Origin of the sequence: Microcoleus sp. PH2017_35_SFW_U_B (assembly GCF_020737865.1) — a bacterium.
GTDB lineage: Bacteria > Cyanobacteriota > Cyanobacteriia > Cyanobacteriales > Microcoleaceae > Microcoleus.
In genome coordinates, this window is record NZ_JAEQDE010000036.1 from 85,687 (window position 1) to 108,680 (window position 22,994).

General features: G+C 44.4%; 19 protein-coding genes. 6 read left to right on the forward strand and 13 right to left on the reverse strand.

From position 1 onward, the window contains the following. Nucleotides 1–331: 331 nt before the first annotated feature. On the reverse strand, nucleotides 332–1,537 hold the full coding sequence (locus tag JGK36_RS09960) for an EAL domain-containing response regulator (RefSeq protein WP_293197755.1): 1,206 nt from the start codon (nucleotides 1,535–1,537) through the stop codon (nucleotides 332–334). A 424-nt stretch (nucleotides 1,538–1,961) separates the two neighbouring features. Between JGK36_RS09960 and JGK36_RS09965 the strand changes: the two genes are divergently transcribed. Next, nucleotides 1,962–2,483, forward strand: coding sequence for a heme-binding protein (locus tag JGK36_RS09965; protein ID WP_293197757.1), 522 nt, complete (start codon nucleotides 1,962–1,964; stop codon nucleotides 2,481–2,483). 146 nt (nucleotides 2,484–2,629) lie between these two features. Here JGK36_RS09965 and JGK36_RS09970 read toward each other — a convergent pair whose 3' ends face one another. Further along, complete coding sequence (locus JGK36_RS09970) at nucleotides 2,630–3,046, reverse strand: secondary thiamine-phosphate synthase enzyme YjbQ (RefSeq protein WP_293197760.1); 417 nt, start codon at nucleotides 3,044–3,046, stop codon at nucleotides 2,630–2,632. 180 nt (nucleotides 3,047–3,226) lie between these two features. Beyond that, the gene (locus JGK36_RS09975) at nucleotides 3,227–4,336 is read right to left on the reverse strand and encodes a glycosyl transferase (RefSeq protein WP_293197762.1); all 1,110 of its coding nucleotides are present in this window, start codon (nucleotides 4,334–4,336) and stop codon (nucleotides 3,227–3,229) included. Between the two features lie 5 nt (nucleotides 4,337–4,341). On the opposite strand from JGK36_RS09975, the gene JGK36_RS09980 reads away from it, so the two are divergent. Further along, entirely contained in the window at nucleotides 4,342–4,500 is a 159-nt protein-coding gene (locus JGK36_RS09980) for a hypothetical protein (RefSeq protein WP_293197764.1), read from the forward strand. Nucleotides 4,501–4,607: 107 nt separating this feature from the next. On the opposite strand, the gene JGK36_RS09985 is transcribed toward JGK36_RS09980, so the two are convergent. The 8 genes from JGK36_RS09985 to JGK36_RS10020 form a co-directional block, all read right to left on the reverse strand. Further along, on the reverse strand, nucleotides 4,608–5,705 hold the full coding sequence (locus JGK36_RS09985; RefSeq protein ID WP_293197766.1) for a chemotaxis response regulator protein-glutamate methylesterase: 1,098 nt from the start codon (nucleotides 5,703–5,705) through the stop codon (nucleotides 4,608–4,610). 6 nt (nucleotides 5,706–5,711) lie between these two features. After that, a complete protein-coding gene (locus tag JGK36_RS09990; protein ID WP_293197769.1) occupies nucleotides 5,712–6,725 on the reverse strand; it encodes a hypothetical protein in 1,014 nt (337 codons plus the stop codon). A 157-nt stretch (nucleotides 6,726–6,882) separates the two neighbouring features. Continuing rightward, nucleotides 6,883–9,180: a HAMP domain-containing protein gene (locus tag JGK36_RS09995; RefSeq protein ID WP_293176616.1), complete on the reverse strand. Its 2,298-nt coding sequence runs from the start codon at nucleotides 9,178–9,180 to the stop codon at nucleotides 6,883–6,885. 42 nt (nucleotides 9,181–9,222) lie between these two features. Further along, complete coding sequence (locus tag JGK36_RS10000) at nucleotides 9,223–9,363, reverse strand: hypothetical protein (RefSeq protein ID WP_293176614.1); 141 nt, start codon at nucleotides 9,361–9,363, stop codon at nucleotides 9,223–9,225. A 125-nt stretch (nucleotides 9,364–9,488) separates the two neighbouring features. Next, nucleotides 9,489–10,088 carry a chemotaxis protein CheX gene (locus tag JGK36_RS10005; RefSeq protein ID WP_293197771.1) on the reverse strand — a complete coding sequence of 200 codons (600 nt, stop codon included), beginning with the start codon at nucleotides 10,086–10,088 and terminating at the stop codon, nucleotides 9,489–9,491. A gap of 11 nt (nucleotides 10,089–10,099) precedes the next feature. Then, nucleotides 10,100–10,462, reverse strand: coding sequence for a response regulator (locus JGK36_RS10010; protein ID WP_293176612.1), 363 nt, complete (start codon nucleotides 10,460–10,462; stop codon nucleotides 10,100–10,102). Between the two features lie 574 nt (nucleotides 10,463–11,036). Next, on the reverse strand, nucleotides 11,037–12,125 hold the full coding sequence (locus tag JGK36_RS10015) for an adenylate/guanylate cyclase domain-containing protein (protein WP_293176610.1): 1,089 nt from the start codon (nucleotides 12,123–12,125) through the stop codon (nucleotides 11,037–11,039). A 572-nt stretch (nucleotides 12,126–12,697) separates the two neighbouring features. Next, entirely contained in the window at nucleotides 12,698–15,655 is a 2,958-nt protein-coding gene (locus JGK36_RS10020; RefSeq protein WP_293176608.1) for a response regulator, read from the reverse strand. Between the two features lie 734 nt (nucleotides 15,656–16,389). Here JGK36_RS10020 and JGK36_RS10025 point away from each other — a divergent pair. From JGK36_RS10025 to JGK36_RS10035, 3 genes are all read left to right on the forward strand, one after another. Then, nucleotides 16,390–18,744, forward strand: a complete 2,355-nt coding sequence (locus tag JGK36_RS10025) for a chemotaxis protein CheW (protein WP_293189195.1) — start codon at nucleotides 16,390–16,392, stop codon at nucleotides 18,742–18,744. A gap of 15 nt (nucleotides 18,745–18,759) precedes the next feature. Beyond that, complete coding sequence (locus JGK36_RS10030; protein WP_293145970.1) at nucleotides 18,760–19,194, forward strand: chemotaxis protein CheW; 435 nt, start codon at nucleotides 18,760–18,762, stop codon at nucleotides 19,192–19,194. A gap of 312 nt (nucleotides 19,195–19,506) precedes the next feature. Next, nucleotides 19,507–20,334 carry a protein-glutamate O-methyltransferase CheR gene (locus tag JGK36_RS10035; RefSeq protein ID WP_293176604.1) on the forward strand — a complete coding sequence of 276 codons (828 nt, stop codon included), beginning with the start codon at nucleotides 19,507–19,509 and terminating at the stop codon, nucleotides 20,332–20,334. Between the two features lie 249 nt (nucleotides 20,335–20,583). On the opposite strand, the gene JGK36_RS10040 is transcribed toward JGK36_RS10035, so the two are convergent. Continuing rightward, nucleotides 20,584–21,606, reverse strand: coding sequence for a hypothetical protein (locus JGK36_RS10040; protein ID WP_293189199.1), 1,023 nt, complete (start codon nucleotides 21,604–21,606; stop codon nucleotides 20,584–20,586). 122 nt (nucleotides 21,607–21,728) lie between these two features. On the opposite strand from JGK36_RS10040, the gene JGK36_RS10045 reads away from it, so the two are divergent. Further along, a complete protein-coding gene (locus JGK36_RS10045) occupies nucleotides 21,729–22,295 on the forward strand; it encodes a hypothetical protein (RefSeq protein WP_293176600.1) in 567 nt (188 codons plus the stop codon). A 356-nt stretch (nucleotides 22,296–22,651) separates the two neighbouring features. Here the strand turns inward: JGK36_RS10045 and JGK36_RS10050 are convergent, their stop codons facing one another. Beyond that, nucleotides 22,652–22,966, reverse strand: coding sequence for a hypothetical protein (locus JGK36_RS10050; protein WP_293189201.1), 315 nt, complete (start codon nucleotides 22,964–22,966; stop codon nucleotides 22,652–22,654). Between the last annotated feature and the right edge of the window lie 28 nt (nucleotides 22,967–22,994).

The window sequence follows — 22,994 nt, forward strand, 5'->3', positions numbered from 1 at the left end:
GAACTTGTATGCGCTAAAGCAGAGATTTTATGTTATCATTTTAAGTCAGTTTATCTCAGCTTAAACCATAAAATTTTATTAAAATTATCATAAATATTTATTGCCCAAATTTTGTACATTATCTGTCTTGATAGAAAGGAAATTACAAAGGTTTTATTGATATTTATCGAGACAGAAAGAGTGGCAGTAGCCGATAAGTAAGCTGTACTGAATTTAAATTGTATATTGCGATGACCATCAAAAATTCTCTCCTCCTTTCTTTACCCTCCGAGCGAAGCAGTTATAGTCCTCTCCCTCTCGAACACCATACACAATCTAGATGCAGTACAGCTTATTTCCCCTCTACTAGCAACTCCTCAAAATCGGCGGCCGGCACGGGAGGGCTGAACAAATATCCTTGCATAGCATCGCACTCGTAGCGCCAGAGAAAATCTCTTTCTGCTTCTGTTTCAACTCCTTCGGCAACTACTTCAAGACAGAGACTGTGCGCCATTTCAATAATCGCTTTCACAATCGCTGCATTTGTGCAACCATCGGTAATGTTGCTGATAAAACAGCGGTCAATTTTTAAAACATCGAAGGGATATTGTGTCAGATAGCTTAAGGAAGAATAGCCTGTGCCGAAATCGTCAATAGATATAGAAACTCCTAAATCTTTCAATTGTTGCAAAGTAGCGATCGCACTTTCGGCATCCTTCACCATCATACTTTCGGTGAGTTCTAATTCCAAACTGCTCGGTGCTAAACCAATTTCTGCTAAAATTTCGGCAACTCTGCTGCTGAGATTCGCCTGGTTAAATTGGCGCGGCGACAGATTTACCGCTACTTGCTGCAAGGAAAAACCAGCGTTTTGCCAAAGTTGCATTTGCCTGCAAGCTGTTTGCAAAACCCACTCGCCTAATTGTACGATGAAACCAGTTGCTTCAGCATCTGGAATAAATTCGGCGGGCGAAATCAGCCCTTTTTCTGGATGCAGCCAGCGCACTAAGGCTTCGGCGCTCATAATTTGACCCGTCTGAACATCGATCTGCGGCTGATAGTAAACTTGGAATTCTTCTCGTTCCAGGGCGCCGCACAGATTTGTTTTTATCTGCTCTAATTTATCTGCGGCTTCTTGCAGCAATTCGTTGCTTTCCGATCGCAAATTACTCTGCTGTTTGGCCAAAGCTGCTTGTTTTTTCAAGCGGCTCGATACGGCGCCCACAAGTTCAGCTTTAGTAAAAGGCTTAGTCAGGTAATCATCAGCTCCCAATTCCATGCCTTGGCGCATTTCAGAGCGCTCGGCTTTACCAGTCAGAAACACAAAAGGTACTGTAGCAGTAACAGGATGCGATCGCAATGCCGCCAGCACCCCATAGCCGTCAAGTTGCGGCATCATTACATCGCAAAGAATCACGTCAGGAAGATTTGACACCGCCGCATTTAAGCCGATCGCTCCATTTTCTGCACCCGTCACGTCGAAACCTTCAGCTTTGAGGAGTTTGAGAATATTCTCGCGAATTACTCTATCGTCCTCAATCACTAGAATCTTGTTCATATGTCATTCCCTGAAAGCGATATAATTGACCCTGTAGTTGAACCCGATCGGTGTGAGAATAGCTGAGAACGCACAGCTCGATCGACTTCACAGCGGAATATTTTCCGACAAAAATAGCAGACGCCCCTGAAAAACCCTCATTTTCCAAGGACAACTTGATTAATGTTTCTCTGCTTACTTAGCGCCGTCCGTATTATTACGAGGTTAGTTAATAAATCTCTAAACTTAATTTTAGGCGATCGACAGTTAGCAGCACCCTGAATAACTGCTAAACTGATTGTGCCACTAGAGCGATCGTCTGCAAACAATCTCAACCTATTTATAACAGTTGCCAAAAACAATGCAACTGCCCGCAAGTTTAAAACCCTTGCGGAGTAAGTCTTTCCTCATTGTTTAGTGTAAAACCTCAAATCAAACATCAAAAATGGTATTACCAAGTGGATTTCCTGAACCCGCAAATATTGGCGTCATAGAAGTTAAGCAATATCCTCAGTACCGCGCTGTCACCTACACCCACGCGGGCGATTTGCGACAAGCGACAGGAATCGCATTCAATCCTTTGTTTCAACACATCAGCAACAACCAAATTGCGATGACAACGCCAGTAGAAGCGCGCTACACTGCAACTTCCGAGCAAATCGATGCAATTCCTGTTGCAGAAGTTTCATTCCTGTATCCCGCACCAAATATCGCCCCCAGCAGCGTTAACCCTGCTGTGGAAGTCACGGATACTTCACCGATGACAGTTGTCAGTATCGGCGTGCGCGGCGCCTACACTTGGGAAAGCTACGAAAATAACCTCTCCCAACTCAAAGATTGGCTTCAACAACATCCCGAATACGAAATAGCCGGGCCGCCGCGCCGCTTTTTTTACAATTCGCCCATGACGCCGGAATCCACTAAAATCAGTGAAGTACAAATTCCTATCGAACGTTCTAATAAATAAAGTCAGCAGTCAGCAGTCGGTAGTTATTTGTTATTTGTTATTTGTTATTTGTAAGGGGATACCAATCACAAATGAGTAGCAACCAATTACCAATTACCAGTTACCGATGCCCCATGCCCCATGCCCCATGCCCCATGCCCATCCTGTCAACTGCCGCTGATGTGAACCACGAGTTCGCGAATGTGGCCCCGCTGGCGGTGTTCCCAAAGGTAAATTCCCTGCCAAGTTCCTAACAATAATCTACCGCGTGCGATCGGGATTTGTTCGGAAGTATGAGTCAGTACAGTGCGAATGTGCGCCGGCATATCGTCTGGGCCTTCGGCATCGTGAATGTAACTTGCGCCCTCCGGTACCAGTTTCGCCAAAAAATTAGCCAAATCCGTCAGTACATCCGGATCAGCATTTTCTTGAATCACCAAGCTAGCAGAAGTGTGGCGCAAAAACAAGCTACAAAGTCCTGTTTTAATACCTGAATTTGCTACCACATCTTCTATCTTAAGACTGATATTGTACAGAGACTTGCCTGTAGTTTTAATTTTGAGTATTTCTTGGTGATGAAGCATTCGATTTTAGATTTTAGATTTTAGATTTTAGATTTTTTGCATCAATCTTTAATTGATATGTCAACCGCAGATGTCAGGCAGATTAACACAGATAAACGCAGATAATTTCAAGATAGCAAAGCTTGGGAATGCAATTGTTCGTCTATTGTTGGTGTAGACGAGATTTCAATCGCCGTCATCCTAATCCTCATCTTTAAAATAGTCTACAACAGCTTGGGCGATCGCCTCCGTACCGTGCTTATCCAACTTATCCGACAAACGGGGCGGGTGCAGCGGCTTGTGCAAAAACCCCCAATCCCCCTCAAAAAACTCCGCCGCAGTCACAACTTGGTGTTCCGCATACTTTTCCAGCCACTCCAACAAGACAGCAGCTTCGGCAAAACCATCTCTCATGATAGAAACAACAGGTATTTCCAAGCGCAAAGCTTCCGAAAAAGTGCTGTATCCCGGTTTAGAAACCATGCGGCCGCAGACAGGCATCATATCGACCGGGCGCGGTAAAATTGGGAAAGATTGTGCAAACTGCTGATGTTTGACTCTAATCAAATTCGGCAAATCGGGAGCTCCCGCATCAAAAGTGATAAATTGCCAATCGCTAAATTGCTGTAAATTGTGATAAGGAATTGCCTCTAAACCCAGTCCGCCAAAAGTCAGCAACACAGTTTTTTCCGGCGGTGATTCAATTCCAAATACTTCCCGAATTTTATCATTACTGTAGCGAGGATTGCCGCCAGTCAAGCCGACATCTTCAATATTAGGAAAAGCTGGCATCGGTTCGTGTAAAGGAAGACGAAAAAGCCGATCGCACTTTCCGAAGCATTCACCAATCCAATCCGCCATTTCGTCAAATTCTCCGCCCCAATCTCGATAGATAAAGTCCCACCCAAAATTGCTCATCATCCAGCAAGGAACCCCAGCCGCTGCGGCCATTCGCGTTGCTAAAGGAGGAATATCTGCCAGCACCAAACCCACGCGATTTTGCTTAAGAAAATTCACTTCGCCTGCAATTAGTGAATTTTGCTTTTCCCGAATTTCCCGCAATTTTTCGAGAGTCGCCTCTTGATCCATATGCAAACTATCAGCCTGCACAACTCCGACATCAAAAGCGCGGGGACGGAGGATGAAATCACCAGTAATATAACATTCTAGCAGCCAACGAGGTGCAGTTGTGGTGATAATTAGTAAGATATCTGGGTTTAATTCTTGGATTTTTGCAGCTACGGAGGAAACTCGGACGGCATGGCCGAATCCATGATTGGTGATGGCAATATATAATGTTGGTCGAGACATTGGTAATGGGTAATGGGGAATGGGGAATGGGGAATGGGGAATGGGTAATGGGGAATGGGGAATGGGGAATGGGGAATGGGGAATGGGGAATGGGGAATGGGGAATGGGGCATTGGCCCGCGCAGGGCATCGGGCATCGATCCGAAGAGAATTTGTAGCAACTAACTAATGACTAATAACGTTCGCGAGCGGGGACGCTCGCACTATGACTAATAACTAATAACTAATGACTACTGCCAACTGCCAACTGCCAACTGCCAACTGCCAACTGACTACTGACTCATTACTCGATCGATAATTTCGCGTGCCATGTCTTGTAAGGATACCACTCGATCGGCAAAACCAGAATTAACCACACTTCCCGGCATCCCCCAGACAACGCTGCTAGCCTCATCTTGAACGATAATCTTACCCCCAGCCTCCCGGATATTCTGACAGCCCAGCAGCCCATCCTGCCCCATTCCCGTCAGCACCACACCCAAAACTCCAGCACCGTAAATCTTAGCAGTCGATCGAAACAGCACATCAACCGCAGGGCGGCAAGAATTTTCTCGCGCCTCTTGATGCGTGCGAATACGCACCCCAAAACCCTGTTTTTCCAAAACCAGATGGTAATCACCGGGCGCTATCCAAGCAACTCCTGGCTCAACAATACTTCCCGTCACAGCCTCCTCCACTCTAATTTTGCACTTTTCGGTCAGGCGATCGGCTAAACGCTTCGTAAACACCGGCGGCATATGCTGCACAATCACAATTGGTACAGGAAAATTAGCCGGCAAATCCTGCAAAATAGTTTCCAAAGCATTTGGCCCACCCGTCGAAACCCCAATCGCTACAATTTCGATTTTAGATTTAAAATTGACCGCTGAATTCGACGAAATCAAACCCGATTTAACTGGCAATGGTGTGGGATTATTGTGAGTCTTAGGTACTTGAATATTCCCCACTTTTGGCATCTTGCCACCATTGCAAAAAACCTTAATTTTCGGAATCAATTGCTCGCGGATGTGTTCTAGCGCCGCTTCCTTGCTCTTCATATTATGAGGCTTAGTCACGTAATCCGTAGCACCCAGCGCCAGAGCATTTAAAGTAGCAACAGCGCCCAACTCTGTGAGCGCGCTAAACATAATTACAGGAATATTTTTGTCAAGTTTTCGGATTGCCACTAGCGTCTCCAAACCATCCATTTCCGGCATTTCCACATCCAGCACAATCAAATCTGGATTCACCTGAGAAATCTTGGCTAAAGCAATTCTACCATTGGGTGCAGTCCCCACAACCTCCAGTGCTGCATCGCCGTCGAGTACGTTACTTAACAATCGGCGCACCACTACCGAATCATCAACAATTAAAACCTTGATCTGGGACATTTTCTATTAAACTCGAAATAACAGATCGAGCAGTAAGCGAGCTTGAAAAAACAGAATTAAATCGCCTTCTACGCCAAGATCGATAATTTTAAAATGAGACATAAATAGTAGAATTGTTGAGCGCATATTAAAATTCATAGCGCTAAATATTTCCTCCGCCGAACCTTCTATATAGTGGGGAACTACATAACCGAGATTGTATTTTAAGGTATTACTAAAAGTGCCGACAATACCGCTAATAGCTAAATTGCCAATTTCCCCCAAGATGTCAGCCTTATCTTGCTTGAATTCCTCGCTGGTTACATCGCCGCCGCCGTTGAGAGCTAAAACAAGAGCATCAGCAGCTTCGCAGGAAAACAACATCTGAGCCGAACCTGATAAATTGCCGTTAAAATCAAGCTGCGCTACAGCTATTAGGTTTTTTCCCAAGGTTTCAATTAGGTTTTTTTGCAAAAATATCGGGGACAGCGCTTGAGATGAAGGCATTTCACATTCTACCTCACACGCAATCATTTCGCTCATCTGAGAAACTGCTGTGCCGATGGCTTTGTTGACAACATCCTGTAATTTTGTGTGTTTTCCGGTTTCGAGCTTGGCTAGGTTGAAATTCCGCAGTTGACTGTGAGAATTAATTGGATCGGCGTTATTTGGATAAGCCGCAGTTGCCACGGTGTGCCGCAATTCTAATTCATTGTTAGTTTTTTTGAGAGTTGCGAATATTCCTGCCAGCGACAAATACTGAATCATATTCCTTGCTAAGTCGTCGCTGAGAATTATCGTGGGTATTTGTAATAATTGCAAGAATTGGATAATTGCTAAATAATTGTGTTCTATGGCTGCAAAATTTAGGATGACAGCTTTGGGATGGTGGCACTCAGCAATATCTAAACAATTGTATAAATCTGTAGTTGTGGCAAATACATATTCGTCTGCTTTTAACGTTTCGCGCAATGTCTGATTTTCTGAATCCGAAAAGCCTCCAATCAGAATTAATGAAATTGGTTTTGAGTAGGTTTTCATTTTAGGGAATTGAGAATTGGGAATTGGGAATTGGGAATTGGGAATTGGGAATTGGGGATTGGGAATTAATTATTTAGGGAGCGCATTGCCCACCTTAACTCACCCATTACTCATTACTCATTACCCATTATCAATTCCCCATTATCTATTATCCAAATCAATACTTAAACTGATTGACAAGTCCTTGCAATTGAGCGGCCGTTTTCGATAATTCGATCGCAGAATTTTGAGTATTGCTAGCACTGGTGGCGGTACTTCCCGCTGCATCGGCGACGCTGGTAATATTGCGGGCAATTTCGGAGGAACCGATCGCAACTTGGTTGACATTGCGCGCAATTTCGGTAGTTGTAGCCGTTTGTTCCTCCACTGCACTGGCGATCGTCGTTTGGAAATCGCTGATTTGGTTGATAATAGAAGTAATTTGGCCGATCGCCTGTACGGAGCTTTTAGTATCAGCTTGAATAGCCTCCACCTTCTTGCTGATATCCTCAGTCGCCGCCGCCGTTTGTTTCGCCAACTCCTTCACCTCATTCGCCACCACCGCAAAACCCTTGCCCGCTTCTCCAGCCCGAGCCGCCTCGATTGTAGCATTCAGAGCCAGCAAATTAGTCTGTTGGGCGATCGAAGTAATCACCTTGACAACATTACCAATCTCTGCACTACTAACGCCGAGTTTAGTAATAGTTTGATTCGTAGTTTCCGCCATCCTCACCGCCGAATTAGCAACCGTCGCAGCTTCCGAAGCATTCTTAGCAATTTCCTTAATACTCACATTCATCTCCTCGATGCCGGTAGCCACCGATTGAGTATTGCTATTAACTAAATCCGCCGCCGCAGATACCATCCCTGCTTGAGCCGAAGTTTCTTCAGCCGCCGCCCCCATATTTTGACTTTCGCTAATCAATTCCTCCGAAGCACTGCTAACTGCGATCGCAACTTGAGAAATTTGCTGCACCTGAGCGTTCAAATTAGCCGCCATCAGATTAACATTATCCGTCAAATCTTTCCAAGTACCGCTGATATCAGGAACAGTCGCCTGCCCTCCCAACTGTCCTGCAACTACCTGTTTCGCCAGCCCCGTTACTTCATCTGCAAAAGTATTAAGCTGGTCAACCATAGTATTCAACGTATTTTTCAGTTCCAGAACTTCTCCTTGAACTTCCACAGTAATTTGCTTCGACAAATCTCCCTTAGCCACAGCAGTAGAAACTTCCGCAATACTCCGAACTTGCTCCGTAAGATTAGCCGCCATAATATTCACATTACCAGCCAAACTCAGCCAAGTACCCGACAAACCATCAACAGTTGCTTGACCTCCCAATTTGCCCTCAACGCCAACTTCTCTAGCAACTCGCGTAACTTCTAAAGCAAACTCATTAAGCTGAACAGTCATTTCATTAATCGTATTCTTCAGATCCAGAATTTCCCCTTCAGCTTCTACAGTAATTTTTTTAGACAAATCTCCCTGAGCTACCGCCGTAGTAACTTCCGCAATATTGCGTACTTGATTGGTAAGATTGCTCGCCATTAGATTAACATTTTGCGTTAAATCTTTCCAGACGCCAGCTACTCCGTGAACTTGTGCTTGACCCCCAAGTTTCCCCTCAGTTCCCACCTCTTTTGCTACCCGCGTCACCTCTTTGGCAAAATCGTTGAGACTGTCAACCATTTGATTGAGAGTATCTTTCAGTTGCGAAATTTCCCCTGCGGCTTCAACCGTAATTTTTTCGTTCAAATCGCCGACGCTAATCGCCGTTGCAACCTTAGTAATATTTCGTACTTGATGAGTCAGATTTGCCGCCATCAAGTTAACACTTGCCGTCAGTTCTTGCCAAATACCCGATAGCCCTTCTACCTCTGCTTGGGTTCCCAATTTGCCTTCGCTACCAACTTCGCGGGCGACGCGAGTTACTTCTAAAGCAAAACTATTTAATTGGTCTACCATTTTGTTGAGAGTAGTCCCAATGCGGCGGAACAATCCTTTGATTGGTTTGCCTTCAAACTCTAAGCTAAATTTTTCGGACAAATCGCCTTTAGCTACAGCGTGCAGCACTCGCGCTATGTCTATTGTCGGCGCAACTAAGCTGTTTAGCGTTGCATTCACCGCGTCAATACTGCTAACCCAAGAACCTTTAAATTCTTTGATTTCTCTTGATTTTGGTACTTTGCCTTCTTCGGCAACTGCTTGGCTGACGCGCTCTATTTCGTCAGCAAATTTTTCATTGACACTCACCATTTCATTAAAGACTTTGGCAATTTCACCCAAGCCGTTGTCGGCGGGTAAACGAACGCTAAAGTCGCCATCTCTGACTGCTGCCAGAGCGATAATCAGTTGCTGTTGGTACTGGTTGCTGAAACTCTCTGCTGTTTCTGCAATTGTTGTCGCTACCAAATTGCTGGGTTCCGAGTCAATTTCGGAAGATTCTGAGGCTGTTGATTGATTTTGTGTATCCATGTTTTAGGTAGTTTTATACAATTTATCAGGGAGGGCGATTCCCTACGGGATAGCTTCGCACGCGCGTACTTTTACGTCACACATTCTCGGTACTGGCAGCCCGAAACCCGCTCTGTGCTTACCAGAAAGAATTGGTTGAAAGCCGTAACCCCGATCGGGAGAAATTAAAATCACACTATTCATTACTCCAATCCTCTTCCTTCTAGGTAGAGATCGCTCTCAAACTGTCAACTGTCAACTGTCAACTGTCAACTGTTGAAAGTCTGGGACACAAAACATCCGGTTTGCATGAGGAATATTTGCGGTATTTAAGATGCCGCGGCGATCGCCTTCAGCAGCATTTGAAACGAACCCACATCGAAAAACAGCAAAATGTCTCCTTGAATTTGCAGTTCTTCAATACTAAAGTGAGCTGGAGCCAACAGCACGCTCCCGGTATCGAGAGACTTTTCTTTTAACAGTAACTCCTCAATTTCTTCCTCTGCGTAATAGGGAACCTCATAGTCTAACGGTTGGTCTAGAACGTTGCCAATTGAACCCATGACACCGTTAATGATCATATTCCCCACCTCACTGAGGGTACTAATTTTGAGAGAATCAAGGTCAGGACTTCCCTTTTCTTCACCAGTGAGAACAGAAACTAAATTTACCGCACTTTCGGTAGGAAAAAGTAGCTGGGCGCTGCCGCTAAATGAGCCGTTAAAGCCTAGCTGCACCGTGGAAAGAGGCTCTATACCGAAGCGTTTTTTTAATTCGCTTCGCAGCTCATTGGCTGATACAAGGTCAATATCTGGAATCTGCAACTGGATGGGAAATTGAATCATTTCATTCAACATTCCAGCGGCACTTCCCACACCAATATTGATTAGCTCCTTCAAAGCATCTATTTCATCTGCTGTTAGCTCCACTCTGATATCTCCTATTTGCTATCCAGAGCTTTTTGGATTGCAGCCTGAATCTCGGGAGCTTTTGGGGGCTTTTTCAGCATCATAAATGCTCCCAATTCTTCGCACTTCTGCCTAGCGCTGTCTTGAATATCTGCTGAAAGTACGATGACTGGAATTTTAGAGCCTTTTTCGCCCAGGGCTTTTAGCAAGGCGAAACCGTCCATTTCTGGCATTAACAAATCTGTCATCATGCAGTCTGGCGACTTGGATGCAGCCATATCTAAGCCTTCTTGTCCGTTGGCTGCTTCTATCACTTGATGTCCGGCTTCTTCAACAGCTTTGCGAATCATCCGCCGAGAGAATGCTGCATCATCTACAATTAAAACTAAACCCATTTTGGCGCGCTCCTTAATAATTGGGAATTGGGAATTGGGAATTGGGAATTGGGAATTGGCTGAAAACCTTTGTATCTCTGGTTTATATCAGAGTCTAGATCTCCCTAAATCCCCCGATCGAAGCAGGGTAGTTTTATTGTCGGGAAAAGACATCTGAAACTACCGAAAACATCGCTCAAAGGTCGGATGGCCGATTAAACCCAACTGTCATATTAATCAAGGTACGTAGTTGGGCTTTAGCCCTCTTTAAACAGGGAGCATCTCAGTTTTGTGAAAAGCATTTTTTTTATTATAGTGCTGTCCCCGCTCGCGTATTCTACAAATCGCGAGTGGGGACAGCACTATAAATGCAAAACTGAGATGCTCCCTTTAAACATACCTGTATAGAGGGCTAAAGCCCAACTACGTACCTATTTCTATGATGACAATAAAACCGCCCTGCTTGTTAAGGGGGAGTAGGGGGCAAGCTAAGGGGGCATCTAGACCTAAGTATCAAACCGTTGATTGATACTACGTTTGAGGTATTTTTTGACCCTCATGTACGACTTCACATTAACCATTATTGATTACCAATTCATGCAGTACATCTGTTGAGATGTTCTGAACAATCTAAGAGGTAAGTTTTCATCTTACCTTTGCCTTTAACATCAATCATTCCTCTTTCTGCAAACAAATGTTTTGTTGACAACTGCTTGTAAGTGTCTTCTGTCACTTGAATGCAGCCGGGAAAACTATATTGTTCCATGCGGCTTGCCGTGTTTACCGTGTCGCCCCAAAGGTCGTAACTAAACTTTTTAGTTCCGATGACCCCTGCAACCACAGGCCCGGAGTGAATGCCAATTCGCAGGCTGTGAAATTCTTTTGTTTGTGTGTTTAGCCGCGTCATAGCTTGCTGCATGGCTAGGGCCATTTGCACGATCGCGTCAGCATGATCGTCCCGGAGGATGGGCAATCCAGATGCTACCATATAGCCGTCCCCAATAGTCTTAATTTTTTCTAAGCCGTATTCCTGAGTTAGCTGGTCAAATTCTGAGAAAATAGAATTGAGTTTGACAATTAATTCAATAGGAGGCATTTCTGAGGCAAGCTTGGTAAAGCCTACCATATCAGCAAATAAGACGCTGACATTGGGGAAGTGATCGGCAATTACTAAGTCTGGGGCTGATTCTTCTTGGAGCCGGAGTGCGATCGACTCTGGTAAAATATTCAGTAATAATTTTTGAGTTTTCTCTTGGCTTTCCATCAACTGCTGATACAGTTGAGACTGTTGAATCAAGCGCCGCACTCGCTGAATCAGCACTGGCCAGTGAATCGGCTTCGTCACATAATCTGTTGCTCCTACTTCAAAAGCTTGATTGACAGATTTTTTATCATCTAGTGCTGTAATCATCAGCACCGGGATTTTTTGCGTTTGGGGATTAGCCTGGAGTTGGGCGCAGCAAGTAAAACCGTCCATTACAGGCATCATCGCATCCAATAGGACAATATCTGGGAGAGTTTCTTGACAAATGTCCAAACATTCTTGTCCGTTTGATGCCTCAATTACCCGATAGCCTTCTTTTTCCATAATCCGGCGGGTAAATAGCTGCTGGGTTGCTTCGTCATCGACGATCAGAATTTGGGGCGTGGTTTGCGAGTTGATTCTAAAGTCAGCACTAATCATATTCTTGTGAAAATAGCATCAAGTTCTTAGTCAGCAGCAGATTTAATTTCTGCGTTGAAATGGATGAGTTCACTGTAGATCGATCGCACTCTGATGATTTTTAACAACTGTATAATCTCATACTCCATGGAATACTTAACTTTCGGCAACGGATAGGATAATCTGTCACTTTTTATACTGACATTTTGTTACAGTATCTGAAAAGTTAGCAATTGAGCCGTCACGTTGCTATTGAGATCGTGTTGAGAATTCTATCAGATTATGTCAGAACTTTTAAATTTTCGCAATTGGCTAAATGGCCTAAATGTTGAACATTTTGCGGAAAACGGGCGATCGATCGTCCCGCGCCACCGACACACCATATCGGGTTGCTTTTGTCAATTATTTTTGCTTTTTACACTCACACTCCTGGAGACAAGTGGCACTTTAAAAAAGGTACGTTGTTGCGCTTGAGCGCTCTATCGCAATAACGTACCTAAAAAACCTTTAAGTATTGTGATACTTGCGTACACGATTGACTCATTGAGATGCTGCAAATAAATCCGTTGCGGAACTTCCTTCTTCGATAGCAATCAACTAGATGACAAAGCCGCTTTTACCCGCTGATATTCGGCTGCAATTTTGCACATCAGAACCTCGCTACCTGAGAGAGTTTTCTTCCGGGCCATCTCTTCGAGCTGCGCGCACAATTGAAACAAAGGCATGGCTCCGACTGTCGTACAAGCACCTCTAAGAGCGTGAGCCGAGGCTTTAATTGCGGGAGCATTCAATTGATTGACAGCATCGGCGAGTTCCTGCAATTTTGGCGGTGCAACTTCCAGAAATTTATCTACTAGCTCGATCCAAAATTCTTCAGCTTCTTCTCCCAGTAAATCCGTCAATTCTTCAAAAGTTTGACTGTCAAGAGGCGGCAATTCTATTTCGGTTTGTGCTGTTTCGGGTAGAAAATTTTGCGGTGTGGCTGGCGGTAAAATTTGGGAGTTTTCTGCCTCTAATCTAGGAACTGTCACAGCAGGTAAAGTCGGAAATTTAATGTTATTAGTACCCGCTACAATTTCCCCAGAATTAGGAGGAAAATTTGCAACTCCCGATTGACTTCCACCTTCAATTTGTGAAATCAAAACACCTGCGCGGGCGATTAAATGCTTTAACTCTTCCAACGCAGTTTCATCAACTGCGGGTGCAACATTTTTCATTTCGTTTCCAGGCTGAGCTTGGGAAGCAGAGTCTGTCGGCTGAGTCTGCCAATTGTTAAGATCTGAATAGGATTTGGATCGCCCGGTTTGTCGATCGTACTGCGCGATCGCCTGAACGATCGCCTGGACTCGCACCGGCTTACTGATATAATCATTCATGCCAGCATCTAAACAAAGTTCGCGATCGCCCTGCATCGCATTAGCCGTCATCGCAATAATCCAAGGAGAAGTCGATTTTGGATTGGGAGATTGCTCGTCTGTTGCTGAAAATCCAGATTCTGGAGCGAGATTTTCTAATATTAAATTTCCCGAAAATCGCTGGCGGATCAGGCGAGTAGTTTCCAAACCGTCCATTTCTGGCATCTGCATATCCATAAACACAATATCGTATTCCGAACGCTCCAAAGCATCCAAAGCTGCTTGTCCGCTGCTGGCAAAATCTGCACTGTAACCTAACTTCTGCAACATCTGCCCTGCTACCATTTGATTGAGTTCTACATCGTCTACCAACAGCATTTTCAAAGGCAGTGTTTCGGCTAATTGTGAATTAAATTGAGGCTGCGAAAAACACGGTTGAATTGGGGTACATTCCCCGCCCAAGATGCGAAGCAAAACTTCATGGAGCTGTGCTTGCTTAATTGGTTTGTATACAAAAGCTGCGAATTCAACTCGCCCTTGAAATTCGCGGCGAGACGGCCTGCCCCCAGAACTCAAAATCATTAAAGGTAAATTTTTACCTTGAGGAAGTTCTCGAATTTTTTCTGCTAAAGTAATGCCGTCCATTTCTGGCATATGAAAGTCTAGAATCGCTATGTCAAACATAGTTTCATATTGCAGCACTTTCAGCGCTTGCGCGCCAGATTTTGCTGCGCGGACAACCATTCCCCAAGACATAGCTTGCAGGGTAAGAATTTTGCGGTTAGTGGGATTATCGTCAACTAGCAGCAGTCGCAAACCTGCTAATTCAGGCTGGGGTACATTCAGGTTTAATATTTCTTCATTAGCCGGTGCTGGCTGAGCTTTGATGCTAAAAGAAAATTTAGAACCTTTGCCGATTTCGCTTTCTACCCACATAGTGCCGCCCATGATTTCGCTGAGGCGTTTGCTGATGGCTAAGCCTAAGCCAGTACCGCCATATTTGCGAGTTGTGGAACTGTCAACTTGACTGAAGGCTCTAAATAGTATGTTTTTGCGATCGGGCGAAATTCCGATGCCTGTATCCCTCACAGTAAATTGAATTTCGTAGTTACTAATTTGTGATGGTTCTAGATATTTAGAATCGGCAGCATCAGAGTCTGACAGAGAAGAATTTAAAGCTGGTTTATGCCTGAATTTTTCGCTGTCAAGCCCAATATTTATTTGAGAAATTGAGTTAGTTTGCGTAACTTCTACAGCATTGTCGGCAATGGGTTTTGCTGTTACTTTAACTACCACTTCACCTGCTTCGGTAAATTTGGTAGCATTGCCGAGCAAATTTATCAATATTTGGCGAAGTCTGGTGACATCTCCGTACAGGAAGGCGGGAACACTGGCATCCAATTCGCAAGCTAAGTCTAGCTGTTTTTCCGCAGCTTTCATCGCGACTAAATCTAAAGCTTCTTCGACACAGTTTCTGAGATTAAACGGTTCTTGTTCTAAATCCAGCTTGCCTGCTTCTATCTTAGAAAAGTCGAGAATGTCGTTAATAATTGCCAGCAAAGAATCGCCGCTGGTACGAATTGTATTCACAAAATTGCGCTGGTTTGGCGAAAGTTGCGTATCTAGCAACAGCTCAGTCATGCCAATGACTCCGTTCATCGGCGTGCGGATTTCGTGGCTCATCATTGCCAAAAATTCACTTTTGGCTCGGTTGGCAGCTTCGGCGTCAGTTGTGGCGCGTTTAAGTTCTTCTTCTATTACTAATCGGTGTTTAATTTCTTGCTGATAGGTTTGGATGCGCTGCGTTACTTCGGAAACATCTTGAACCGCGATTAAAGCATAAAAACCTTCTCCTTTGATGGCTGGTATGGGAGTGACGTTTGTGTTGTGAACTCTCGGTTTGCCGTTGGGTAAGTTTGATGAAATTAGGGGCTGGTGGAGTTGAGGCGAAAATACGGTGGGCAAGCCATTGTTAAATACTTGTTTTAAGCGAGTTTGATATTTAGGTTCTTCGAGTTGGGGAAAGTGAGTTTTGAGGTTAGTTCCGATTATTTCTTTTTTGAGCAGCTTTGTCCACTGCTCTAGTGTGCGGTTCCAAAACAGCACGGTAAAATCGCGAGCGATCACGCACAATCCGATGGGAACGCGATCGAGGACGTTGAATCTTTGTTGCGCTTGTTCTATTTGTTCTAGCATTTTCTGTAGGTGGAAAAGTGACGAAATTTATGTATACTTCAGAAGTTATCAAAAAAAAGCTTGGGAGGCAACAATCCTGAAAAATTATATTCATTTATTCTGCCAGCTTCTATCCGATGGCTGGCTCAAGAAACCCGGTTTATACGATAAATAAGAGGTTTGGGGACAGGCCTTTAGGAAGAAACGGGGTTTGGGCGCGCTAAGAGTGTGTAAGTCGTGCATTTTCCTTGGCAGTTGCGGTAAACCCTGATACAGATTTTTTGTTGCCAGAGTTCAAAAACACGACTGCGGGGCTGCGATGTTAATAATTTTTGCTAATTCGTATAGATATAGTATACTTGTGAGGTCAAGTTGGCAATGATTTAGCTACGATCGCACGATCGCGAATAAAGCTGATCCCGCCCAATAACGGGTACCGTGCCACATACACTCACGAGGGTCGAACTCAAAATTTTAGACAATAGTTCAAGCTCCCAGATCCATCTAGAGGAGTCGATCTAAAATCTAAAATCTAAAATCCACTGACTGGGGCACACTACAGTTTTCAACTATTCGATAATTTATTTTAAGAGTGCATTTGGTTTTTGAAGAGGGCGAAGCATGACCGCATATAAGTTATTAGTTATAATCCCATATTGACTACGGTCATGCTTCGCCCCTACGGATATATTTGCCAAAACCAGATGCACCCTATTTTAATCCAGCGTCAAACCGATGAATAAGGAACTGGCTCGATGGAAATTGATGAAGATGTAAAGGAATTTCTGATTGAAGGCTACGAATACTTAAACCAAATTGAGGAGGATTTAGTAGCTTTAGAAAAAAATGATGCCGATAGAGAGGTGATGAATCGGATTTACCGCGGTTTGCACACGATTAAAGGCAATAGCGGTTTTTTGGGGGTGGAAAAACTTGAGTCTGTGGCGCACGCAGGAGAAAATTTGCTCAGCCTCTTGCGCGATCGCACTTTGACGATGACTCCCGATATTACTAGCGCTTTGCTGGAGACAATCGACGCGGTACGATCGCACATGGAAGCCCTGGAAAAGACGGGAGAAGAAAGCCCCATCGCCCACACGGCATTGCTCGATCGACTTTTGCAACTCCAAGAATCCGGCGGTACTGCATCTGAATTGTTGCCGAGTGCGATCGCCGAATCCAACTCAGTAACTCCAGAAGTTGCGATCGAGGAACCAGAAGAATCAGAGTTGACACGAGAGCATTTGTATGCAGATGCTTTATTGTCGATCGAGCAATTGCTAATTCCCTCTGCTACGAATACTACCAGCCAACAGGTAAATGCTGCGGATACCGAGGGTGACAAATTCAAAATTTCCGATACTGCAATCCGAGTAGATGTCGGCTTGCTGGACAAACTAATGAACTTAGTAGGCGAACTCGTTTTGTGCCGCAACCAAATCTTAGAATTTGCCAATACCCAAACAGCAAACACCCAAAATGACGATACATTAAAATCAGTATCCAGCCGCTTAAACTTAGTTACTTCCGAACTGCAAGAAGGAGTAATGAAGACCAGAATGCAGCCAATTCGCACTATCTGGAACAAATTCCCCCGCGTAGTGCGCGACACAGCATTCAGCTTGGGCAAACAAGTACAGTTAGAAATGGAAGGCGAAGAAACAGAATTAGACAAAACCTTAATCGAGGCGATCGCCAATCCGCTAACTCACTTAGTCCGTAACTGCCTCGATCACGGCATTGAAACATCAGAAGTGCGAGTCGCCAAAGGCAAGCCCGCCTTCGGTAAACTGCTACTGCGAGCCTATCACGAAAGCGGTCAGGTAAACATAGAAATCTCCGATGACGGCGGGGGAATCGATCCAGAGCGAATTAAAAGTAAGGCAGTGCAAAAAGGAATGTTTTCTGCTGTTGACGCAGCGAAAATGAGCGATCGCGAAGCCCTAAATTTAATTTTCATGCCCAGTTTCTCAACCGCCGAAAAAATCACCAATATCTCCGGTAGGGGAGTGGGGATGGACGTTGTGCAGACACATATAGAAAAAATCAGCGGCACGATCGACGTTCAAAGTCAAGTCGGTAAAGGCACAACTTTTAAGTTAAAAATTCCTTTAACTCTGGCGATTATTCCGACATTAATTATTACTACCGGAGGATCTCGCTACGCAATTCCTCAAGTCAATTTGCTAGAACTGATGCGTTTGGAAGGAGAACAAATTAAAAAAATCGAAATGTTTCACGGAACGCCAGTCTATCGGTTGCGGGGGCGACTGCTGCCACTGATTTATTTGAATCGGGAATTACAGTTAGAAACAGGAATTGTAGAAAACGGCAAAAAATCGCAATTCGACACAGATGAGGCTTTAAATATTGTAGTAGTGCAAGCGACAGACAAACCTTTTGGGTTGGTGGTAGATGCCATCAACGACACGCAAGAAATTGTGGTTAAGCCTTTAGGAAAACAACTAAAATCTCTAGCTTGTTTTGCCGGAGCAACTATTATGGGCGACGGTAAAGTTGCTTTGATTTTGGACGTGCACGGGATTGCTCAGAAAACCCACATGACGGAGGCTCAGGAAAAGGCGATTTTAGCTGATGAAAACAGTCGCCGGGAATCTTCAGAACCTCCACAACAGTTGCTAGTATTTCAGGGCCCAGACTGTCGGCGGATGGCGATTCACCTATCGCGAGTTTGTCGCTTAGAAGAGTTTCCCCGCCATCTTTTGGAGCGAGTCGGGAAGCAGAATGTGGTGCAGTACCGCAACCAAATTATGCCGGTGATTTATTTGACGGCGGTGTTTGGTAGCGGCAGTGAGTCGGCTGATTGGGGGCCCAACGGTCTGGACGGGCGATCGCGCGCAGCAGATGATAAACTGCCGTTAGTCGTAGTGTCGATCGGCTCAGAACACCAAGTCGGTCTGGTAGTCGATCGCATCCTGGATATTGTAGAACAGGCGATCGACATTAAAGGTGCAGCTACTCAAGCAGGAATTTCATATTGTGCCGTGATTCAGGGTCAAGTTACTGAAATCCTCGATGTTGATGCAGTAATTAACAACAATTTATTCGGAGTCGAGCAGATGTTAGCAAGCGCCAGCTCGGGCCACTAAAGGAATAATTAAACAATGCCTGAAGAAACTCTACTTTGTACGTTTTTCGTTGACAGCTTATTTTTTGGCATAGAGGTTGAGAAAGTTCAAGAAATTATCCGCTATCAGGAGATGACGCGAGTGCCGCTAGCGCCCGCAGTAGTCGGTGGATTGATAAACTTGAGGGGACAAATTGTCACGGCGATTGATTTGCGGAGGCGGTTGGATTTGTGCGATCGGCCTGTGGAACAATTGCCTTTAAATGTGATAGTGAGAACTGGCGATGAAACAGTCAGTTGGTTAGTTGACGATATTGGAGATGTGCTAGAAGTATCTCAAGCTGATTTTGAAACTCCTCCAGATACTTTTACTAGCAAAATACGCCCGCTAATTCGAGGAGCGTACAAGCTACAAGGGCAGTTACTGCTATTTTTAGATGTTGATAAAGTTGTAGATTTTAGCAGTCAGTAGTCAGTAGTCATTAGTCAGTAGTCATTAGTCAGTAGTCAGTAGTCAGTAGTCATTAGTCATTAGTCATTAGTCATTAGTCATAGTGCTGTCCCCGCTCGCGAACGTCCAACGTCATTAGTGATGTTTTGCAAGATCTTAGTCATTAGTGCGAGCTTAAGTTCTCGCTAATAGTAGTCATTAGTCACGAATGCACAAATAACTGTTTTTCCCTCTTCCTTCTTCCTTCTTCCTTCTTCCTTCTTCCTTCTTCCTTCTGTCAACTGTCAACTGTCAACTGTCAACTGTCAACTGTCAACTCTTCCTTCAATTACCATGCCGATAACTATTGCAGATTTTGATTATATCCGAAAACTTGTATACGATCGCACAGGTGTATTCCTATCCGAAGAGAAAATGTACCTCGTTGAATCGCGTTTAGGGATGGTAGCTAAAGAAGCCGGAGCAAACTCCATCAGCGGATTAGTCGCAGAGTTAAAACAAATCAAACAACAGCGTTTTAACCAACTTCACGAATCGACAGTCGAAGCAATGATGACCAACGAGACATTTTTTTTCCGAGATATCAACCCCTTCGAGATATTAAAAACATCAGTATTTCCCGAATTGTTAAAACAGATCCAGGGCGATCGCACTTTGAATATTTGGTGTGCTGCTTGTTCCAGCGGCCAAGAACCCTACAGTATTGCGATGCTGCTGCGCGAATACTTTCCGCAGTTAGCGAGAAATCAAGTACAGATACTTGGTAGCGACATTTCTACAGCCATGCTGAAGCGAGCAAATTCTGGATGCTACGCGCAGCACGAAGTAGTGCGCGGTTTACCAACAGCATTGTTACACAAATACTTCCAGCAGTGTGGCAAGGAATGGCAGATTAAAGAACACCTCCGCAAGGCGATCGAATTTCGCCAGATTAACTTGACAGAACCCTTTGGATCGATGCCTCAAATGGACATTATTTTTCTGCGAAACGTCTTAATATATTTTGATGTTCAGACAAAGCAATCGATTTTAGCGAGAGTGCGGCGGGTGTTGCGCCCCAAGGGCTACTTATTCCTAGGGGGAGGAGAAACAACTGTAAATCTTGACCCGGCTTTTGAGTTGGTGCAATTTGAAAAAGGTATATGTTATCGATTGAGATGATGTGCGGTCGATCGACTATCATAAAATTGGTTCGTAGTAAGGACTTTAGTCCTCTCTTGATTAATAGACAAGATTGCAAAAGTCTTTTTAATCGAAATTTAGGACGGGCTAGAAGCCCATCCCACAAAAAAATGTGGGATGGGCTTCTAGCCCGTCCTAATTATTTTTACAATTCAAGTCTAATCTTTAGGAATTAAGAAGGACTAAAGTCCTCACTACGAACCTATAATTAGGTCCGTAGTGAGGACTTCAGTCCTCTCTTTTGGCCGCACCCTCAGACCAAACAGGCAATTGATTAATCTTTTCCAGCGTGATATCTACATATTTTTTACCGTTCCCCGCCACATTTTCTCCAAAATATCCATCATCGCCGTCGTGCTTGTGAGGGCCGCTGAAAGCTTCTGCATAGCGGCCTTGCGAACGCGCTTGATTGAAAGGTGAAGTCGCGTACCAGTACCAGCGAGTCGGAAAAACGATGCCGCCAATATCCTCAATTGCATCGCGAGTGCCGCGAAAATGAAAAATGCGATCGGCTTCTGCAAAACCATTTTCTCCCGAAAACACGCCCCCAACCGAAACAACTGTAATTTCTGCATTCAGCCATTCTTTAAGATAGCGAGTAGCACCTAAAGCAACTTGTGCGCCCCCGCTAGTGCCAATTAAAATAACTTGCAAAGGTTTTTGAGGATTAGCTGAAATGGGAGATTGAGCATTCATGCGATCGATAATTACATTAGCAATTCCCTGATTGTATGCAAAACCGTAGCGATAATCTAGAGAAATTGCAAACCTCCAGAGATTGCGAATTTTGATAAATATATCGCCCGCAATTGGCCCGCTTTTTGCGTGTTCTGCAAACCGCCAAAAAGGAGCTAGCAACCGCTGTCCTCCTAAACTTTTGTTAGAAGCTGAATAAGGAAAAATATCCCCCACTGCTACGCACTGCGGGTGACTTTTAACTAAACGCTTGAGAAAAAACTCTTCTCCCGGCGTTAATTCGTTCCCCGAAAAATCGCCAACTCCCGGTAAAAAGATGATATAACAATTGATCGGCGAAGACTTGCGCGCTTCTAGATTGCCGTTGTTTGAGGGCAATATCCCCGGCGGACTTTTCTTGATACCCAAGGTTTCGGCACTTTGACCCAGCCACCAGATCACAGTTCCGATCGGCGAAAGAATGCCCCAAATTATCAGGATTACACCTGCGATGGTCAACAAATTTAAACTTCCCCCGCGCAGCCACGCAAGTATCTGCAAAATCAATCTTAGCATTTAATAAAATCTGGTAGAATGCCTGTTAATTACCTAATTACGTAGAAATAGTTCGGTGAGTCTGCTGTATTAGAGCTTATTTTATCCAACTTGTCAACTATCTAGAGGAGCAGGGATTAAAGGTGAAGGGAGAAGATTCAATTACAGGTTTGCGGGCAACGCTTTGGAACGCACTTTCTTTGAACGGCAATTTTTATGAAAAAACTCCCTACACTGGCAGAACTAAGCGGATAGCTTTAACAATTGTAATTTTAGCAGCGGTGTCTCGGGTCTTGGGAAATGCCGTTATTTTGTTAATCAATCGAACTGAGCTATCTGTGTTATTTTTAGCACTTTGGATAGATGGTTTGGCAGTCGTGGGTGGTTATTTTTTTTGGAGTTTCACTATCTCGAAAATTGGGGACTGGCTGAAACCGGGTCACGTAACTTATGGGGAGTTGCTGGTGCCGATCGGATTTGCCTACGCCCCCCAAGTGCTAAATTTCTTAACGTTAATTCCGTTGCTGGGAGAAGGCATAGAGCGGATATTAGCTGTGTGGAGTTTGCTGGCTGTAATTGTGGCGGTTCGCCAAGGTTTGGATATTCAAACTCGCTGGGCGGCGTTAATTTGTCTGGTGGGTTGGCCGTTGATTCAAATTGCGATCGGCTTTGTGAAAGTTATTGAACAGTTGCTTGCACAATGGCTTTAAACAGTTGACAGTTGACAGTTGACAGTTGACAGTTGACAGTTGACAGTTGACAGTTGACAGTTGACAGTTGACAGTTCGAGAGCGAACTCTATCCTTAAGTCCGAGGATGGGAGTAATGAATAGTCTGATTTTAATTTCTGTCTCAAAGGGTTCCGGCTTTCAACCAATTATTTCCGGTAAAATGAGGAAAATATTATAAGTTAAAAGGCAAAATCACCGCAAAAAATGCTGAGTCTCAAGCCCTCTTAATTTATTGGGCAAGCAGGCGACTAATAGCAATTAAAAAACGCTGTCGATTTGGTCGCAGGCGATCGATCGCACGCAGCAGTCCCTTGACCGGTTAAAATAAAATTGCTTTAGGGTGCAATACTTTGGCTCAAAGCACGTGATTTGAAACAAAAGCATTCCCCGATCGCCCCCCGAGGCACTTTCGCTTGCTTTCTTTGAGAAAATGCTTGACACAGTGGCAGCCGCCAAGTAAAGTGAGATCCAACATTATTAGCCTTAATTTGCATTGCCACTTGTAGCTCGTATTGTACAGCGTACTCCGAGACGGCAACCACACCCCTGCTATTCGGCTCTCCCCACTGTCCGCCCCTAATTACTAGCGATACATTGTTAAAGAAGGAAATACACAAAAATTTACATATATAATTTGTGTAGTATTTCAAATCGCTCCTCACCAGCAGCGATACAGCC

What these genes read in the sequence shown, in the direction of transcription:
- JGK36_RS09960 (WP_293197755.1), bottom strand. Translation starts at nt 1,537, where the DNA reads ATGAACAAGATTCTAGTGATTGAGGACGATAGAGTAATTCGCGAGAAT.
- JGK36_RS09965 (WP_293197757.1), top strand. Translation starts at nt 1,962, where the DNA reads ATGGTATTACCAAGTGGATTTCCTGAACCCGCAAATATTGGCGTCATA.
- JGK36_RS09970 (WP_293197760.1), bottom strand. Translation starts at nt 3,046, where the DNA reads ATGCTTCATCACCAAGAAATACTCAAAATTAAAACTACAGGCAAGTCT.
- JGK36_RS09975 (WP_293197762.1), bottom strand. Translation starts at nt 4,336, where the DNA reads ATGTCTCGACCAACATTATATATTGCCATCACCAATCATGGATTCGGC.
- JGK36_RS09980 (WP_293197764.1), top strand. Translation starts at nt 4,342, where the DNA reads ATGGGTAATGGGGAATGGGGAATGGGGAATGGGGAATGGGTAATGGGG.
- JGK36_RS09985 (WP_293197766.1), bottom strand. Translation starts at nt 5,705, where the DNA reads ATGTCCCAGATCAAGGTTTTAATTGTTGATGATTCGGTAGTGGTGCGC.
- JGK36_RS09990 (WP_293197769.1), bottom strand. Translation starts at nt 6,725, where the DNA reads ATGAAAACCTACTCAAAACCAATTTCATTAATTCTGATTGGAGGCTTT.
- JGK36_RS09995 (WP_293176616.1), bottom strand. Translation starts at nt 9,180, where the DNA reads ATGGATACACAAAATCAATCAACAGCCTCAGAATCTTCCGAAATTGAC.
- JGK36_RS10000 (WP_293176614.1), bottom strand. Translation starts at nt 9,363, where the DNA reads ATGAATAGTGTGATTTTAATTTCTCCCGATCGGGGTTACGGCTTTCAA.
- JGK36_RS10010 (WP_293176612.1), bottom strand. Translation starts at nt 10,462, where the DNA reads ATGGGTTTAGTTTTAATTGTAGATGATGCAGCATTCTCTCGGCGGATG.
- JGK36_RS10015 (WP_293176610.1), bottom strand. Translation starts at nt 12,125, where the DNA reads ATGATTAGTGCTGACTTTAGAATCAACTCGCAAACCACGCCCCAAATT.
- JGK36_RS10020 (WP_293176608.1), bottom strand. Translation starts at nt 15,655, where the DNA reads ATGCTAGAACAAATAGAACAAGCGCAACAAAGATTCAACGTCCTCGAT.
- JGK36_RS10025 (WP_293189195.1), top strand. Translation starts at nt 16,390, where the DNA reads ATGGAAATTGATGAAGATGTAAAGGAATTTCTGATTGAAGGCTACGAA.
- JGK36_RS10030 (WP_293145970.1), top strand. Translation starts at nt 18,760, where the DNA reads ATGCCTGAAGAAACTCTACTTTGTACGTTTTTCGTTGACAGCTTATTT.
- JGK36_RS10035 (WP_293176604.1), top strand. Translation starts at nt 19,507, where the DNA reads ATGCCGATAACTATTGCAGATTTTGATTATATCCGAAAACTTGTATAC.
- JGK36_RS10040 (WP_293189199.1), bottom strand. Translation starts at nt 21,606, where the DNA reads ATGCTAAGATTGATTTTGCAGATACTTGCGTGGCTGCGCGGGGGAAGT.